General features: G+C 67.9%; 22 protein-coding genes. 11 read left to right on the top strand and 11 right to left on the bottom strand.

The annotated features are described in order from the left end of the window. Positions 1-81: 81 nt before the first annotated feature. From C447_RS07950 to C447_RS07920, 7 genes are all read left to right on the top strand, one after another. Positions 82-720: a DsbA family protein gene (locus C447_RS07950; protein WP_007692669.1), complete on the top strand. Its 639-nt coding sequence runs from the start codon at positions 82-84 to the stop codon at positions 718-720. A gap of 1 nt (position 721) precedes the next feature. Then, positions 722-1,267 (top strand): tRNA (cytidine(56)-2'-O)-methyltransferase, encoded by a 546-nt coding sequence (locus C447_RS07945; RefSeq protein ID WP_007692668.1) that lies wholly within the window; start codon positions 722-724, stop codon positions 1,265-1,267. 39 nt (positions 1,268-1,306) lie between these two features. Then, positions 1,307-1,825: a transcription factor E gene (gene tfe, locus C447_RS07940; RefSeq protein ID WP_007692667.1), complete on the top strand. Its 519-nt coding sequence runs from the start codon at positions 1,307-1,309 to the stop codon at positions 1,823-1,825. After that, positions 1,825-2,490, top strand: a complete 666-nt coding sequence (locus C447_RS07935; RefSeq protein ID WP_007692666.1) for a DUF2110 family protein — start codon at positions 1,825-1,827, stop codon at positions 2,488-2,490. The genes tfe and C447_RS07935 overlap by 1 nt, the downstream gene beginning before the upstream one ends. After that, positions 2,487-3,230, top strand: a complete 744-nt coding sequence (locus C447_RS07930) for a DUF5803 family protein (protein WP_007692665.1) — start codon at positions 2,487-2,489, stop codon at positions 3,228-3,230. Before C447_RS07935 ends, C447_RS07930 begins: the two co-directional genes overlap by 4 nt. 81 nt (positions 3,231-3,311) lie before the next feature. Further along, positions 3,312-4,022 carry a metal-dependent hydrolase gene (locus tag C447_RS07925; RefSeq protein WP_007692664.1) on the top strand — a complete coding sequence of 237 codons (711 nt, stop codon included), beginning with the start codon at positions 3,312-3,314 and terminating at the stop codon, positions 4,020-4,022. Between the two features lie 111 nt (positions 4,023-4,133). Continuing rightward, positions 4,134-4,529, top strand: coding sequence for an OsmC family protein (locus C447_RS07920; protein WP_007692663.1), 396 nt, complete (start codon positions 4,134-4,136; stop codon positions 4,527-4,529). Positions 4,530-4,827: 298 nt separating this feature from the next. On the opposite strand, the gene C447_RS07915 is transcribed toward C447_RS07920, so the two are convergent. Beyond that, positions 4,828-5,565 (bottom strand): SDR family NAD(P)-dependent oxidoreductase, encoded by a 738-nt coding sequence (locus C447_RS07915; protein ID WP_007692662.1) that lies wholly within the window; start codon positions 5,563-5,565, stop codon positions 4,828-4,830. 125 nt (positions 5,566-5,690) lie between these two features. Between C447_RS07915 and C447_RS07910 the strand changes: the two genes are divergently transcribed. Further along, the gene (locus C447_RS07910; protein WP_007692661.1) at positions 5,691-6,653 is read left to right on the top strand and encodes an ROK family protein; all 963 of its coding nucleotides are present in this window, start codon (positions 5,691-5,693) and stop codon (positions 6,651-6,653) included. A 42-nt stretch (positions 6,654-6,695) separates the two neighbouring features. Here the strand turns inward: C447_RS07910 and C447_RS07905 are convergent, their stop codons facing one another. Genes C447_RS07905 through C447_RS07895 form a run of 3 tightly spaced genes read right to left on the bottom strand, consistent with a single transcriptional unit; the run spans position 6,696 to position 8,827 of the window. Continuing rightward, the gene (locus C447_RS07905; protein ID WP_007692660.1) at positions 6,696-7,466 is read right to left on the bottom strand and encodes a PemB family protein; all 771 of its coding nucleotides are present in this window, start codon (positions 7,464-7,466) and stop codon (positions 6,696-6,698) included. Continuing rightward, positions 7,463-7,840, bottom strand: coding sequence for a DUF7532 family protein (locus tag C447_RS07900; protein ID WP_007692658.1), 378 nt, complete (start codon positions 7,838-7,840; stop codon positions 7,463-7,465). The genes C447_RS07905 and C447_RS07900 overlap by 4 nt, the downstream gene beginning before the upstream one ends. A gap of 36 nt (positions 7,841-7,876) precedes the next feature. Beyond that, positions 7,877-8,827: an NOG1 family protein gene (locus C447_RS07895; RefSeq protein WP_007692656.1), complete on the bottom strand. Its 951-nt coding sequence runs from the start codon at positions 8,825-8,827 to the stop codon at positions 7,877-7,879. 110 nt (positions 8,828-8,937) lie between these two features. On the opposite strand from C447_RS07895, the gene C447_RS07890 reads away from it, so the two are divergent. Beyond that, positions 8,938-9,291, top strand: coding sequence for a DUF5518 domain-containing protein (locus C447_RS07890; RefSeq protein ID WP_007692654.1), 354 nt, complete (start codon positions 8,938-8,940; stop codon positions 9,289-9,291). 55 nt (positions 9,292-9,346) lie between these two features. Next, a complete protein-coding gene (locus C447_RS07885) occupies positions 9,347-9,658 on the top strand; it encodes an ASCH domain-containing protein (RefSeq protein WP_007692652.1) in 312 nt (103 codons plus the stop codon). Between the two features lie 10 nt (positions 9,659-9,668). Here C447_RS07885 and hisE read toward each other — a convergent pair whose 3' ends face one another. From hisE to C447_RS07865, 4 genes are read right to left on the bottom strand one after another with little or no spacing between them, the layout of a single operon-like run. Next, entirely contained in the window at positions 9,669-9,989 is a 321-nt protein-coding gene (gene hisE / locus C447_RS07880) for a phosphoribosyl-ATP diphosphatase (protein ID WP_007692649.1), read from the bottom strand. Beyond that, positions 9,986-10,444 carry a bifunctional nuclease family protein gene (locus C447_RS07875; protein ID WP_007692647.1) on the bottom strand — a complete coding sequence of 153 codons (459 nt, stop codon included), beginning with the start codon at positions 10,442-10,444 and terminating at the stop codon, positions 9,986-9,988. The genes hisE and C447_RS07875 overlap by 4 nt, the downstream gene beginning before the upstream one ends. A gap of 45 nt (positions 10,445-10,489) precedes the next feature. After that, positions 10,490-11,077 carry a pyridoxal 5'-phosphate synthase glutaminase subunit PdxT gene (pdxT, locus tag C447_RS07870; RefSeq protein WP_007692645.1) on the bottom strand — a complete coding sequence of 196 codons (588 nt, stop codon included), beginning with the start codon at positions 11,075-11,077 and terminating at the stop codon, positions 10,490-10,492. 36 nt (positions 11,078-11,113) lie between these two features. Next, positions 11,114-11,275 carry a preprotein translocase subunit Sec61beta gene (locus C447_RS07865; protein WP_007692638.1) on the bottom strand — a complete coding sequence of 54 codons (162 nt, stop codon included), beginning with the start codon at positions 11,273-11,275 and terminating at the stop codon, positions 11,114-11,116. A gap of 95 nt (positions 11,276-11,370) precedes the next feature. Here C447_RS07865 and trxA point away from each other — a divergent pair, with 95 nt between their 5' ends. After that, entirely contained in the window at positions 11,371-11,640 is a 270-nt protein-coding gene (gene trxA / locus C447_RS07860; RefSeq protein WP_007692637.1) for a thioredoxin, read from the top strand. Between the two features lie 35 nt (positions 11,641-11,675). Here the strand turns inward: trxA and C447_RS07855 are convergent, their stop codons facing one another. The 3 genes from C447_RS07855 to C447_RS07845 all read right to left on the bottom strand — a co-directional run bounded on the left by C447_RS07855 (position 11,676) and on the right by C447_RS07845 (position 14,290). Beyond that, positions 11,676-11,879: a hypothetical protein gene (locus C447_RS07855; protein ID WP_007692636.1), complete on the bottom strand. Its 204-nt coding sequence runs from the start codon at positions 11,877-11,879 to the stop codon at positions 11,676-11,678. Between the two features lie 76 nt (positions 11,880-11,955). Further along, positions 11,956-12,795, bottom strand: coding sequence for a trehalose-phosphatase (gene otsB / locus C447_RS07850; protein WP_007692634.1), 840 nt, complete (start codon positions 12,793-12,795; stop codon positions 11,956-11,958). Continuing rightward, the gene (locus tag C447_RS07845) at positions 12,785-14,290 is read right to left on the bottom strand and encodes an alpha,alpha-trehalose-phosphate synthase (UDP-forming) (protein WP_007692632.1); all 1,506 of its coding nucleotides are present in this window, start codon (positions 14,288-14,290) and stop codon (positions 12,785-12,787) included. Before C447_RS07845 ends, otsB begins: the two co-directional genes overlap by 11 nt. Positions 14,291-14,497: the final 207 nt, after the last annotated feature.

Genomic DNA, 14,497 nt, shown 5'->3' with positions numbered 1-14,497 from the left:
GGACGTATTGGTCAACCAATGGACCGGAACCGCGGGCCGTCGGACCGAACGAGGGACCCATCGACATCGACCCGCCGCCGGATGCTGCTCGCCGCGAGCGGGGTCGCCGTCACGTCCCTCGCGGGCTGTCTCGGCCTGGGCGGCGGCTCCGCGAGCGCGGATTCGGACCTGCCCGACTACAACGCGAGCGGCGGTCTCTCGGTTAGTCAGCCGCTCGATGCACCCCTCAAGGGCGACCCGAACGCCGGCGTGACCGTGGCGGCCTACGAGGACTTCGCCTGTCCGCACTGCCAGGAGTACGTACAGAACGTCGTCCCGGAGATCCAGAGCAGCTACATCGACTCGAACGACATCCGCTACGAGCACCACGACTTCCCGATCCCGGTCGACGAGCCCGCCTCCTACACCGCCGCGAACGCCGCCCGCGCCGCACAGGCGCTCGCCGGCGACGAGGCCTTCTGGACCTACCTCGACCAGCTGTTCGCGAACCAGAGTTCGCTGGGCCCGGAGTTCTACGCGTCGCTCGGCGAGGAGACCGGGCTCGGTGCGGACCGGGTCAGGAACGCCGCGACGAACCGCCGATTCGAGCAAACCATCGCGAACGACAAACAGCAGGGGATGCAAAACGGTGTCGAGGGGACGCCGGCGGTGTTCGTCAACGGAACGCCGGTGGACCCGACCGTCGACGCGATCAGTTCGGCGATCGATTCCGCGCAGTGAGATGCAGGACGAACCCGCGGTCCACGTACTCCGGCTCGGCCACCGGCCGGGTCGCGACGAGCGGATGAGTTCGCACGTAGGGCTCACCGCCCGTGCCCTGGGGGCCGACCGGGTGGTCTTCGCGGGCGAGGCCGCCGGCCCCGAGGAGACCGTCGCCGACATCACCGAACGCTTCGGCGGCCCGTTCGAGGTCGAGGTCACCGACGCCTACCGTCCGTTGCTGGAGGAGTTCCCGGGCCCCGTCGTCCATCTCACGATGTACGGCCTCCCGGTGGAGGAGGTGGAGGCCGAGATCAGGAACAGCCACCGTGATCAGCCGCTGCTCGTCGTAGTGGGGGCGGAAAAGGTCTCCTTCGACGTCTACGAGGCCGCCGACTACAACGTCGCCGTCACCAACCAGCCCCACTCGGAGGTGGCCTCGCTCGCGGTGTTCCTCGACCGGCTCTTCGAGGGCCGCGAACTCGACCGCGAGTGGACGGACGCCGAGTGCCGGGTGGTACCGAAGGCCCGCGGCAAGCGCGTCGAGCCGACCGACAACGGGGAGTGAACGATGGGTTTACCCGCCCCCGTGCCCGAATAGGGCCAAATGGCGTTCGAGGACCTCCTTTCTGATCCGGTAGTGCAGACCTATCTCCACGAGCTCGTCGGCCCGCGGGGAATGCCCGTCGCCGCCGCCCCGCCCGACGGCGAGGTCACCGACGAGGAGCTCGCCGAGGAGCTCGACCTCGAACTCAACGACGTCCGGCGCGCGCTGTTCATCCTCTACGAGAACGACCTCGCGAGCTACCGCCGGCTCCGCGACGAGGATTCGGGCTGGTTGACCTACCTCTGGACGTTCGAGTACGAGTCGATCCCCGAGAACCTCCGGGACGAGATGGAACGGCTGCTCGACGCGCTCGAAGAGCGCCGGGAGTACGAGCGGACCCACGAGTTCTTCCTCTGTCAGACCGACTCGATCCGCTTCGAGTTCGAGGAGGCCATGGAGTTCGGCTTCGAGTGCCCCCAGTGTGGCTCCGAGCTCGAATCGCTCGACAACGACCAGCTGATCGAGGGGATGGACACCCGCATCGATCGGCTCCGGTCCGAACTCAACGTCCCCGCCTGATGGTCGTTCTCGCCACCAAGTGTTACGTCGAGGGCGACGCCCGCGAGCGTGCGCTGGACGGTCTCCGGTCGCTGGTCGAGAACGCCATCGGCGACCTCGCGGTCGAGTACGAGGTCGGGCTCCGCCACGACGACTTCCCGAGCGTCACGGTGTCGGGCGAGGACGAGACCGTCGCCAGGAACGTCCTCCACGAGGAGTGGGGCGCGATCACCCCCGAGTTCGAAGCGGGCGACGTCTACACCGGCACCCTCGAACGCTGGGACGAGGAGGGACTAGTGCTGGATGCGGGCGAGGAGGTTCGGATCCCGAGCGACCAACTCGGCCTGGGTCCCGGAACGCCCGACCAGATCCGAACGCGATACGGGTTGGTCCAGCATCTCCCCCTGAAGTTCGTCTCCGGCGAGCCCAACCGGCTGGCCGACGAGGAGCGCGACCGGCTCTACGAGTGGTCGCGGGGGGCCGGTCGGGTCAACGTCAACAGCGCGACGCGCGGCGAGACCCGCGCGACGGTGAACCGGGCGGGTCACGCCCAGGACATCATCACCGTCGAACGGCTCGGCCTGCTCGAACAGAGCATCGTCTGTGCCGACGGGACCGACCCGCCGGGGCTGCTCGCGAGCATCGGGAGCTACCTCCCGGCCGAACTCCTCTGCGTCGTCGCATGACCCGACGGCGAGCGCTCGGATTCGTCCTCCTGTTCGCGTTCGTCGCGCTCGCGGGCTGTACATCCGCGTTCGGGCCGAGCCCCGCGAATCAGGACGCGCTCACCCAGAACGAGAGCTACGGCTGGAACACGGACGTCAACGCCTCTATCAACATCACCGGCGGGAGCTACGAGGCGGTCTACCGCGTCGACAATCGCTCCGAGTTCGTGGTCCATCGTCGCGACGGCCTCCAGCGCGACCGGCCGCTCGCCATCTCGGCGCTCAAGTTTCAGTACCCCAACGGCAGCGTAGTGACGGCGGCCTCGCCGAAACTCAACGCGACCAACGAACAGGAGCGAACGGTGATCGACCTCCCGGCACGTGACGGACGGGTCGCGTTCGAGGCCTCGGCCCAGGGCAAGCAGTTCGTGACCCAGACGTTCGTCCCCGGGAGCTACGCGGTCACGATCCCGAAGGGAATGCGGGTCGACTACGAACCGCTCGCGCGAGTGGATCCGGGCGACTACGAGACCGAGCGCACCGCCTCGGGCCACGTCCGCATCCACTGGGAGAACGTCGAGAGCGATAGCGTGGCCGTCCGGTACTACCTCCAGCGCGACCTCTACATCTTCGCAGGCGGGCTGGCGGTACTCGTGGTCGTCGCCCTCGTCGGCGTGCTCTACTACCTCCGGCAGATCCGCGGGCTCGAAGCGGAGCGCCGCAGGGCCAGCCCCGACGAGAACCGCCGGGACGACCCCTGACGGAGCGTCGAAACCCGCCGCGTGAATTGTTCACACGCCCGCCGCACAACTAAGTGTGCCGCGCGAGTATCGGGGACTGCAATGGAACTCACCTGGCACGGCCACTCGACGTGGTACGTCGAGGTCGGCGACACCAGTCTCCTGATCGACCCGTTCTTCGACAACCCGCACACGTCGAAGGAGCCGGCGGACATCGACGAACCCGACTACGTCGTGCTCACCCACGGCCACGCCGACCACATCGCCGACGTCGGCGAGTTCGCCGACGCGACGGTGGTCGCCACCCCCGAGCTCGCGGCCTACGTCGAGGCGGAGTTCGGGGTCGCCGAGACGATCGGCATGAACATCGGCGGCACCGTCGAGTGCGACGACGCCTACGTCACGATGCATCGCGCCGACCACACCAACGGCATCGGAATGGACTACGAGTACGAACTCGGGATGCCGACGGGTGTCCTCGTGAGTGACGACCAGCCGGGCCCCGACGGCACCGGCACGTCGTTCTACCACGCCGGCGACACCGGTCTGATGCCCGAGATGCGTGACGTAATCAGCCCGTTCCTCCAGCCCGACGCGGTCGCGCTCCCGATGGGCGACCACTTCACGATGGGGATCTGGCAGGCCTCGATCGCGGCCGACTGGCTCGACGCGCCGCACGTCTTCCCGATGCACTACGACACGATGCCGCCGCTCGAAGCCGACCCCGAGGCGTTCGCCGACGCGGTCGACGAACGCGCCGCCGACAGCGAGGTCCACGTCCTCGACGACGACGGCTCGTTCACCCTCGACTGAACCGCTTTCGACCGCCCCACCCTCGACCGTCCCGGTCCTCCGTGGGACAGGGACCGCCACGCACACGAGTGGGACAGGCTTACGTCGCCGGCAACCCAACCCGCGAGCGCAATGGCAGACATCACCGTCAGCAGTACGTCCGAAGAAGGGTTCTCGACCACCAGCCGCGTCGGCGAGTTCGAACTCACCATCGACGCCACCAACGAGAACGGCCCCGACCCGAACCAGACGCTCGTGGCCGACTACGCCTCGTGTTACATCCCGGCGTTCCGCGTCGGTGCCCAGCAGAACGACTACGACGACCTCGGGAAGGTCGAGATCGACGCCGAGGCCGACCTCGACGACGACGACGACCTCTCCGCCATCCGCTTCGACATGCGCGTCGAGGCCGACATCGACGGCGACGAGGACACGCTCGTCGAGACCGGCGAGGAGATCTGTCACGTCCACTCCGCACTCAAAGAGGAGCTCCACGCCGACATCTCGGTCGACGGCGACGCGTTCTAAAGCCCACTTTTTTCTGCGTCGGGTGCGCTTCGCGCACCGCTCCTTGAAAAACCTGGACTAAAAAGGCCGCTCGTTCGGCCTGCGGCCTCACTCGCGGTACAACGACTAACGGACCCACGACCGCAAACCGCACAGCACCGACTCCGCCGAAGCCCTCACTCACCCCTCCGGGGTTCGTTCGCCCTTCATCCACCAGGAACCGCGACTACCACCGGAGGCCGCGGCAACCGCACCGCGACCGCGCCGCTCCACAACCGTGCCGCTACCATCGCCGGGCGGCAACCGATCTCGCTGCTCCTCAGACCCGTTCGGGTCGCCAGCCGCCGTCGACGGCGAGGTTCTGCCCACTCAGGTAATCGCTTCCCTCTTCGAGGAAGACCAACATCGCCTGGGACATGTCGTCGAACGACGCCGGACGGCCGCGCGGGAGGTCCTCGGGAAACACCTCGGAGTTCTGGACCACGTACGGCGAGATCGCGTTGGCTGTGATCCCGGTGTCCTGGGTGTCGGCGGCGAGCATCCGCGTGAACATCACGACCCCCGCCTTGGCGACGAAGTACGGGAAGTTCTTCGGCGCGACCAACAGCCGGTCCGCACTCGCGTAGCCCACGTTGACGATACGGCCCCAGTCGTTCTCGCGCATCCCCGGCAGCGCCCGCTTCGAACAGAGGTACGTCCCGTTGAGGTTGGTTTCGAGCACCAGGTTCCACGTCTCGAAGTCGATCGCCTCCCAGTGTGTTGGCGCGAACGCTCCCACGTTGTTGACGAGGACCTCTACGCTCCCGAGGTCGGCCTCAACCGCCGAGAACAGCTCGTCGACGGCACTGGGGTCGGTGACGTCGCCCTGCACCGTTGTGGCCTCGACGTCGTGCTCGCGCGCAGCGCTCGCGACCTCCTCGGCCGCGTCGGGGCTGGTGTGGTAGTGGACCGCGACCGACGCGCCGCGCTCGGCCAACGAGAGGAGCAGTTCGCGCCCGACACCTTTCGCGCTGCCCGTCACCAGTGCCGTCCGCCCCGAGAGGTCGGGTTCGATCATGTCACCGATCGATCCCCGAGAACCATACGTGGCCCGAACGCGGCCACCTCGTCGAACGTGCAAGCACGTGACACCCCCGGCGACGAACCGTGATGAACTAAGTCGTCGGCCCGCACGATCGAACTATGGCGAGCTACGCCGGCGTCGACCTCGGTGGCACGAATCTCCGGGTAGTCGTCGCCGACGCGGACGGGAACATCGACGGGTCCGACAGACGCGAGGCCCCGCGGGGACCGAACGGGCTCGCGGTCACCGAGGCGATCCTCGAAAGCCTCCGCGAAGCGACGGACGCGGCGGGCGTCGACCCGACGGCGATAACGGCGGTCGGCATCGCCGCCGCCGGCCGCCTCGACCTCACCGAGGGGCTCGTCGAGCCGACCAACATCCCCGTCGGCGAGGTCCCCCTCCGTGGCCCCGTCTCGAACCTCCTCGACACCGAGGAGGTCTACCTCCACAAGGACGTCGCCGCGGGCGTCATCGGCGAGCGCTACCACGCCGAGCGCAACCCCGACGACATGGTCTACCTCACGATCTCCTCGGGGATCGGCGCGGGCGTCGCGGTCGACGGCAACATTCTCGGAGGGTGGGACGGCAACGCCGGCGAGGCCGGCCACCTCACCGTCGATCCCAAAGGACGAATGGACTGCGGCTGTGGCAAGGAGGGCCACTGGGAGGCCTACTGTGCGGGCACCAACATCCCCGAGTACGCCCGCCTGCTCTGGGACGACGAGGGCCAGCCCGAGACCGCCCTCCCGATCGAGACGGAGGGGTTCACCGCGGTGGACGTCTTCGAGAACGACGACGACGAGTTCGCGAACCACGTCGTCGGCCGGCTCGCCGACTGGAACGCGCTGGGGATGGCGGACATCGTCCACGCCTACGCGCCGCTCGTGGTGTCGGTCGGCGGCGCGGTCGCGCTCAACAACGAGGCCCGGGTCGTCGACCCGATGCGCGAGCGCCTCGACGACCTCGTGATGACCAACGTCCCCGAGATCCGGCTCACCTCGCTCGGCGACGACGTGGTGGTCGAGGGCGCGCTCGCCAGCGCGCTCACCGGCGGCACGGGCGACGCGGACTACGGCCGATAACCGATAACCGACAAACGACGACCGACCCGCGACCCACGACGGTCAGTCCGGTGTGTAGCGCCGCCCGCCGACGTAGAGGTCCTCGCCGTCGAGTATCATCGACCCCGAATCGGCGTCGAACGCGGTCGGCGCGTCGACCGAGCAGCTCCCCGAGAGCCGGTGTGTTCCGGGACCGTTGGCGCGTATCGCGGCCTCGCTCGCCGTGAGGTGGCAGTTCACCAGCCCGTAGGACTCCATCAGCGTGCTCCAGATCGCATAGCGGTCGTCGGGCGAGCCGATCCGACACCGTTTGGCGAAGACGCGCCCGTTCTTCCCCGAGATCGCGGCGTCGCCGTTGCCGTGGAGGACGCAGTCCCGGAGGTCGACCGGCCCGGCGAACTGCGAGAGCCCGTCGAAGGCGACCCCCTCGATCGAGTAGTGGGACTGCTTGCCCGCGTACGTCGAGTTGATACCCGACCCGACCGCGACGCGTTCGGGGTCGTCGGGGTCACCGAGGAGACGGAGCGTCGACTGGGCCTTCTGGACGAGCGGCCCCGTGTGGATCGCCGGATCTTCGTCGGTGTACGTCCCCGGCCGGACGCGTATCGTGGTGTCGTGCTGGACGAAGACGGGAAGCCGGTTGAACGCCTCCTGAATCGTCGCGAGCGGGTCGTCCGCCGTTCCCGACCCCTCGTCGTCGCCAGCGGGGTCGACGACCAGCTCACGTTCCCGCAGGGTGGTCAGCGGTCGACTCACCAGCCCCCACTTCGGGATCGTTTCGTCGATCCGTACCCACTGGCGGTCCGCGTTGGCCCCACCCTCGACCTGGCTCACCGCAGCGCCTCGCGCGAGGCGGCGAACTGCACGCGACCGTCGACCGTCGGGCCGAGCGAGAGTTCGACCAGATCCGTCGAGAGCACGCGCCCGCCCTCGACCGGGACGCCCCAGGTCGAGAACCGGAGGTAGCCCCGGATGTCGTTCGCGTGGGTGAACAGGTCGAGGTACTCGACCTCGTGTTCGGGGAACTCCTCGGCGCTGTGGGCCTGGTCCATGTCCGAGTAGACGGTTTCGAGGTCCGCGAAGAAGGCCCCCAATTCCTCGGCGTCGTCCTCGGTCGCCTCGACGACGCGCTTCGAGGTCTCGCGGATCTCGTCGGTCGAGAGCCCCGCCTCGCGGAGCGCGCGCTGGGTGCGCTGGTCGAAGTGCATACCTGAGGTTCGGCTTCGAGAACGAAAACCCCGTGGTCAGTAGGGGAGTTCGGGTTCGTAGCCGACCGCCTCGACCGCCGCGTCGACGAGGGCCTCGATACCCTCGTCCTGCTCGACGCTGAGATAGTGGTCGGCGTCGAGGTCGTCCGAGCGGTCGGCCTTCGTACAGACGGTGAGGACGGGTACCGAGAAGCGCTCCGCGACGCGGTCGCGGAGTGCGATCTGTTGGTCGAGCGGGAAGCCGCAGGCCTCGCTGGCGTCGACGAACACCAGCACACAGTCGGCGACGTGAGCCAGCGCGCTCTCGGCCTGAAGTTCGACCTCGTTTCGGGTGCCGTCGTCGCGGTCGAGCAGTCCGGGGGTGTCGACCAGCTGGTAGCGGATGCGCTCGCGCGAGAGGTGGCCGACGCCGATCCGGGTCGTCGTGAACGGGTAGGAGGCGACCTCGCCGCGGGCGTTCGTGACGTTGTTGACGAAGGTGGACTTCCCGACGTTCGGAAAGCCCGCGACCACGATCGTCGGTTCGTCGGGGAGGATGGTGGGGAGGGTTCGAAGCTCGTCGCGTGCGGCTCCCAGCCGTTCGAGGTCGGGTTCGACCTCCTCTACCACGTCCGCGAGCCGCGCGAACGCCTGCTTTCTGAGTTTCCGCGCCGTCTCGACGTCGCCACGGAGCCGGCCCTGGTACTCGCTTTTGAGTTCGGCGGTCTTCTGGCTGGCCCACCGGACCTCCGAGAGGCTCTTTCGGAGCTCGTCGACCTCGACGAGCGCGTCGGCGAGTTCGTAGTAGAACGGGTCGACGGTGTCGAAATCCGGCCAGCTCGTCACGACGTGTTCGAGGTTGTCCGAGAGGACGTTCGCCGCGGTCTGGAGCATCGATTGCTGGCCGTCGGTGCCCGACTGCGCCCGCCCGGCCCGCGCCGCCCGCGAGAACGCCCGGTCGATGAGTTCCTCCGCGGTCGGCGTGGTGGGGAGGTCTTCGAAAATCATGCGCTCCGTACAGCAGGGATACGTAAAAACGCGTTCGTCGGTGCGCGCGAGCCCGCACCCGGGAACGGGCAGTCGATATGAATATACCATCCCGCCGACTACTCACGGGTATGACCAACTGGCGGGCGGTCGGGGTCGGATTTCTCATCGAACTGGTGTTGAGCATCGTCGGCGCGATCATCCCGGTGATCGGACAGCTGTTCGCGGCGCTTGTCGGCGGGTTCGCCGCCGGTTACATCGCCGGCGGGGGGCTCGGCCGCGGGTTCTGGCACGGCCTGCTCGCGGGTGCGCTCGGCGGCATCATCGTCGCGGTTCTCGTCGGCCTGCTCGTCGCCGTGTTCGACGTCGCGCTCGGGTTCGGCGGGCTGCTCGGCGGGAGCGTCCTCGTCATCGGTGTCGCCCTCGCGTTCGTCATGGCCATCCCGAGCGCGATAGCGGGAGCCGTCGGCAGCCTCCTCGCGTAACCGAACGGGGACCGAGCATCCGATTCCTTTTGCACACCGGCCGCGTAGCCCGCGCATGGCACAGATCCAACCCGGCGACCTCCTCCCGAACGAACACCTCGAACGCCTCGTCGCCGACGGCACCGTCACCCAGCTCCACCGCGGCCACCAGTACGCCGAGGAGGGCGACACCTTCGAGGTCGGCGGCGAGATGTTCGAGGTGCTCGACGTCGAGGCCAGAACGCTCGGTGACCTCACCGACGAGGACGCGCGGGCGGAGGGCTCGGCGGACCTCGACGCCTACCGCGAGCGCCTCGACGCCGTCCACGACGAGTTCGAGTGGGACGACGACAGCGAGGTCGTCCGCCACCGCTTCGCGCCGCGATAGTTCGCCCCGCCTACCGCCGGGTTTCGAGTTCGGCCCTGAGTTCGTCGAGGCTCACGTCGTTCATCGAGAGCGTCACCAGCAGGTGGTAGACCAGGTCCGCGCTCTCGGCGACCAGGTCCTCGCGGTCGTCGTCCTTCGCCGCGAGGATCACTTCCGTGGCCTCCTCGCCTACCTTTTCGAGCACCGCGTTCTCGCCCTTCTCGTGGGTGAACAGCGAGGCGGTGTAGGACCCTTCGGGCAACGTCTCCTTCCGGTCCTCGATGACCGCCACGAGGTCGTCGAGCACCGGGTCGGCTGGGTGGTCGGTCCGTCGAGCGGAGCCGTCGCTCACAGGTCCGCCACCTCCCGGATGTCGTCGAGGTCGTCGAACGTCGTGCGTTCGCGACGGCCCTCGTCGTACACCCCGGGGTCGACCTCGATGTCGGCCCCCGTCCGGGCCGCGAGCGCGAGCGAATCGCTCGGCCGGGCGTCGACCACCGTGGTGCCCCGCGGCGTGTCGAGATGGAGGTCCGCGGTGTAGGTGCCGCCATCACCCTGGCTTTCGAGCGAATCGACCACCACCTTATCGACCCGACCGCCGAGCTCCTCGACCACGTCGAGCAGGAGGTCGTGGGTCAGCGGCCGGCCGATGTCGACCGCGTCGAGCCCGCGGGCGATCGCGGCGGCCTCGTCGAACCCGATGAATATCGGCAGGAGGTCGGGTTCGCCGTCGGGGGCCAACAACACCACCGGCACCGGGCCCGACGGCGTCCCCGCGACCCGCACCGCGTCGATGTGGGCGTTCATACCCCACCGACGACGCCGATGCGCAAAAGGCTGTCACCGGCGAGGTCACTCGGGAGCCTCGAAGAACGCCAGCCCGTGGATCCGGGCGTCGTCGGTGAGTTCGGGGTGGAACGCGGTGCCGACCACCGGGCCGTCGCGCACCGCGACCGGGTGGCCGTCGAACGTCGCGAGCACCTCGCACTCGCCGACGCTCGCGACCTGCGGCGCGCGGATGAACACGGCGGGGAACGGCTCGTCGAGGCCCTCGACGTCGAGCCGGGTCTCGAAGCTGTCGCGCTGGCGGCCGAACGCGTTCCGCGCGACCGTGGCGTCGACGAGGTCCAGACAATCCACGCGGTCGTCGCCCGCGTCGGTACACGCCACGATGAGGCCGGCACACGTCGCGAGCAGCGGTTTGCCCGCCGCGACGTGCTCGCGGATCTCTTCGGCGAGACCCTGGCGCTGGAGGTGAGCCGAGATCGCCGTCGACTCGCCGCCCGGCAGGAGGAGCAGGTCGCAGTCGGGGACGGTCCCCGAGGTACGGACCTCGACCGGCTCCGCACGCTCACCGTGGGCGCGGGCCGCACGCTCGATGGCGCTCGCGTGTTCCCTGAAATCACCCTGAACGGCTATCACGCCGGCGGTGAGGCTCATAGTGGATCGAGACGACCGACGGAAAAGAACCCCTGGTTACAGCATGACCGACAGCGCCATCACGAACAGCCCGAACGCGACGCCGAAGGCCACGACCGACTCCGGACTGATCCGGATCGCGTTCTGGTCCTCGGCGTCGAAGTACCGCACGAGTCCCGCGCTCGACATCAGCCCGCCGGAGTTCTGTCCGCTGCTCATACCTCCGCTGGAGCGGGGAGACGCCTAAGCCTTTCGTCGGGCGATGGGCGGTGAACAACGCTTATCAGTGACGATGACGTAACCAGAGGTGAACAATGAGCGTCACACTGAAGGATTTCTACGCCGACTGGTGCGGCCCCTGCAAGACACAGGACCCGATCCTCGAGGAGATCGAGGCCGACCGGGATGGCAGCGTGGAGTTCGAGAAGATCGACGTCGACGAGAACCAGGAGACCGCGAACGAGTATCAGGTCCGGTCGATCCCCACTCTCGTCGTCGAGAACGACGACGGCGTCGTCGAACGGTTCATCGGCGTGACCCAGCGCGAGGAGATCGAGTCCGCGCTCGACGAAGCCGGCGCGTAGGTCGACGACCGCGAAACGAAGCCGCTTTCTCCCGTTTATCGGATCCGCTGGTAGGCCCGGATCAGGATCTCGGCGATAGCGCCGACGATGCTCGATCGGTACGCGAGGACGGCCGCGCCGAGATACAGTGCGGCGACGTCTTTTTTACCCTTGTAGAGCGCGATGGCGGCCTCGACGAGCATCGAGAGCGCGCTGAGCTGCCCGGACCGTTTCGAGGTGAGGAGGCTGATGAGTCCCATGTCCCCGTTTGCGTCGCCGGGGGCATAAGCCTGCGCCCGGCGCGGTCAACGCCCGGCCCGGTCGACCGCTGAGCGGTCAGTCGGCGTCGGCGTGACCGTCGAGTTCGTCGAGCCCTTCTTCGACGACCCACTCGATGAACGCGGTGACCCCCTCGGGGTCGGCGAGTCGGTAGGTCGCCGCGGTCTCGTCGTCGCCGACGTGAACGCTGATGTCCTCGTCCGAGAGCGCCCGGAAGGCGGCCTCGTCGGTCGTGTCGTCGCCGATATAGACCGCGAGGGAGTCGGGGTAGTCCTCCATCAACTGTGAGACCACGCGCCCCTTGTCCCACGCCACGGCGGGCGTGAGCTCGATTATCTCCTTGCCGGTCGAGATCTCGAACCCGTCGGGCGCGACCCGTTCGACGGCGGTCTCGACCGCGTCGTGGACCGCCTCTTTTCGTTCGGGGTCGTTCCGGTAGTGGATCGTCGCGCTCACGGTCTTGTTCTCGACGAAACAGTCGGTGCCGGCGAGGTCGTCCTCGACCATCTCGACGATGCGTTCGAGGTCGCGTTCGCGCTCGGCGGCCTCCGGGTGGACGGACGTCTCCTCGCCCTGGTAGAGTTCGAGCCCGTGGTTGCCGGCGTAGTCGACGCCCGCGATCCCGACACGCTCGCGGAGGTCGTCGAGTTCGCGCCCGCTGATCACCGCGACGCGGACTCCGGGGTGGTCGCGGAGGGTTTCGAGCGCGTCGCGGTTCGCGGTGCCGATCGCCGGCGCGTCGGGGTCGGTCTCGATGCCCGCGAGCGTACCGTCGAAGTCGGTACAGAAGAGGAGGCCGTCGGCCTCGCGGAGCCGTGCGGCCATCGCCGACCGGAGGTCGGAGTCGTCGCCCGTGGTCGAGTCGGAACCGGACCCGCCGGAGTCCTCACCCGTCATTGGCGACCTTCTTCTCCCTGAGTTCGTCCGCCGTCGCGAAGATGTCGTCCATCCACGCGAAGAGGTCCTGGGATCCGACCTGCTCGCGGAGCGCCGCCATGCGGTCCCCACGGTCGTCGGGGTCCATCGTCAGCGCGGTCTCGATCGTCTCGGCGAACGCGTCGGTGTCGTAGGGGTTGATCGTCAGCGCCCACTCGCCGAGTTCCTCGTACGCGCCCGCCTGGTCCGAGAGCACGAGCACGCCGTCGTCGTCGACCTGTGCGGCGACGTACTCCTTCGAGACGAGGTTCATGCCGTCGCGCACCGCGCTCACGAGCATCACGTCGGAGTAGCGATAGAGCCCGCAGAGTTCGTCCTGGGCGATGAACTCGTTGATGTAGACCACGGGCTGCCAGTCGTCGGTCCCGAACCGCTCGTTGATACGCTCGATCGACTCCTGAACTTCGGTCTGGAGGTCCTGATAGTCGGGGATCAGCGACCGGCTCTCGTTGGCCTTCTGGACGTAACACACCTCCTCACGCCACTCGGGTCGGGTTTCGAGCAGCCGTTCGAACGCGTCGAGGCGCTCGACGATGCCCTTGGTGTAGTCAAGCCGGTCGACGCCCACGACGACCCTGGTGTCGGGCTCGATACCGTGGTCGGTCTTGAACTCGCTCCAGAACGCCTCGTCGGCCGATTCGCTGTGTTCGCGGATCGAATCGGCGTCGATACCCATCGGGAACGCGCGGACGGTGGTCGTGTGGCCGTCGTAGTTGACGCGGTTGCCGTCGTAGTCGATGAACGCGTCCTCCAGGGCCTCGTCCACGCAGTCGAGGAAGTTCTTGCAGTAGCGCTCGACGTGGAACCCGAGCAGGTCGTTGCCGAGCAGCCCCTTGAGCAGCGCCTCCTGATTCGGACACGACCGGAAGGTGTCCCAGCCGGGCCACGTGATGTGCCAGAAGTGCATCAGGAACGTGGAGTCGGGGACCGCCTCGCGGACCTGTCGGGGCGCGAGCGTGAAGTGATAGTCCTGGAACCAGACCAGCGAATCCTCGCTCGCGGCCTCGATGGTGGCGTCGGCGAACGTCCGGTTGACCTGCTGGTAGCGCTGCCAGTAGCGCTCGACGTACTCGGCCTTCATCGTGCCGCCGTGACACAGCGGCCAGAGCACGCGGTTCGAGTAGCCGTAGTAGTAGCCCTCGACCTCCTCGTCGGTGAGCCAGAGACGTCTGAGGGTGTACGCCTCGCTCTCGGGCGGCATTCGAACCTCGTCGTTCTCGTCGGTGACGTCGGCGTCGGCCTCCCCGTCGCCCCAGGCGATCCAGGTGCCGTCGGTCTCCTGCATCACCGGGTCGAGCCCCGCGGTCAGCCCGCCGGCGGGCCGACTCACCGTGATCTCGCGTCCGTCGTCGGTCGCCTCGTAGCTGTGGGTGTACGGCTGGCGATTCGACACCACGACGAGGTCGCCGACCGACGACACGATACCCCCGTCGGTTTCGCGGTCGTCGTTACCCATGTAGTTTGGCCACTCCTGTTCGTCTCCCTATCGCCCCATTCAGTCGCATCGGTTATAGGTCCGTTGTCTTCCTGGATGGTGGCTTCGTGGCTTGCGAATGCATGGGATACGTCCGACCCGACCGAAAACCCTCGCGGGACGTTCCCGAACGACCGACGAACCGACTCGGGACACCGTAATGTTCAGTATGGATCGACACGGATCCGG

The organism is Halococcus hamelinensis 100A6 (assembly GCF_000336675.1).
GTDB lineage: Archaea > Halobacteriota > Halobacteria > Halobacteriales > Halococcaceae > Halococcus > Halococcus hamelinensis.
The sequence above is the reverse complement of the archived record's forward strand: the minus strand, read 5'-3'. Positions and strand labels throughout refer to the sequence as shown.

Bases quoted from the DNA above. Each gene is read 5' to 3' on its own strand.
- C447_RS07895 (WP_007692656.1), bottom strand. From the start codon at position 8,827: ATGATTTTCGAAGACCTCCCCACCACGCCGACCGCGGAGGAACTCATC.
- C447_RS07930 (WP_007692665.1), top strand. From the start codon at position 2,487: ATGACCCGACGGCGAGCGCTCGGATTCGTCCTCCTGTTCGCGTTCGTC.
- pdxT (WP_007692645.1), bottom strand. From the start codon at position 11,077: ATGAGCCTCACCGCCGGCGTGATAGCCGTTCAGGGTGATTTCAGGGAA.
- C447_RS07855 (WP_007692636.1), bottom strand. From the start codon at position 11,879: ATGGGACTCATCAGCCTCCTCACCTCGAAACGGTCCGGGCAGCTCAGC.
- C447_RS07915 (WP_007692662.1), bottom strand. From the start codon at position 5,565: ATGATCGAACCCGACCTCTCGGGGCGGACGGCACTGGTGACGGGCAGC.
- trxA (WP_007692637.1), top strand. From the start codon at position 11,371: ATGAGCGTCACACTGAAGGATTTCTACGCCGACTGGTGCGGCCCCTGC.
- C447_RS07925 (WP_007692664.1), top strand. From the start codon at position 3,312: ATGGAACTCACCTGGCACGGCCACTCGACGTGGTACGTCGAGGTCGGC.
- otsB (WP_007692634.1), bottom strand. From the start codon at position 12,795: ATGACGGGTGAGGACTCCGGCGGGTCCGGTTCCGACTCGACCACGGGC.
- C447_RS07875 (WP_007692647.1), bottom strand. From the start codon at position 10,444: ATGAACGCCCACATCGACGCGGTGCGGGTCGCGGGGACGCCGTCGGGC.
- C447_RS07845 (WP_007692632.1), bottom strand. From the start codon at position 14,290: ATGGGTAACGACGACCGCGAAACCGACGGGGGTATCGTGTCGTCGGTC.
- C447_RS07950 (WP_007692669.1), top strand. From the start codon at position 82: ATGCTGCTCGCCGCGAGCGGGGTCGCCGTCACGTCCCTCGCGGGCTGT.
- tfe (WP_007692667.1), top strand. From the start codon at position 1,307: ATGGCGTTCGAGGACCTCCTTTCTGATCCGGTAGTGCAGACCTATCTC.
- C447_RS07885 (WP_007692652.1), top strand. From the start codon at position 9,347: ATGGCACAGATCCAACCCGGCGACCTCCTCCCGAACGAACACCTCGAA.
- C447_RS07945 (WP_007692668.1), top strand. From the start codon at position 722: ATGCAGGACGAACCCGCGGTCCACGTACTCCGGCTCGGCCACCGGCCG.
- C447_RS07910 (WP_007692661.1), top strand. From the start codon at position 5,691: ATGGCGAGCTACGCCGGCGTCGACCTCGGTGGCACGAATCTCCGGGTA.
- C447_RS07900 (WP_007692658.1), bottom strand. From the start codon at position 7,840: ATGCACTTCGACCAGCGCACCCAGCGCGCGCTCCGCGAGGCGGGGCTC.
- C447_RS07865 (WP_007692638.1), bottom strand. From the start codon at position 11,275: ATGAGCAGCGGACAGAACTCCGGCGGGCTGATGTCGAGCGCGGGACTC.
- C447_RS07890 (WP_007692654.1), top strand. From the start codon at position 8,938: ATGACCAACTGGCGGGCGGTCGGGGTCGGATTTCTCATCGAACTGGTG.
- C447_RS07920 (WP_007692663.1), top strand. From the start codon at position 4,134: ATGGCAGACATCACCGTCAGCAGTACGTCCGAAGAAGGGTTCTCGACC.
- C447_RS07935 (WP_007692666.1), top strand. From the start codon at position 1,825: ATGGTCGTTCTCGCCACCAAGTGTTACGTCGAGGGCGACGCCCGCGAG.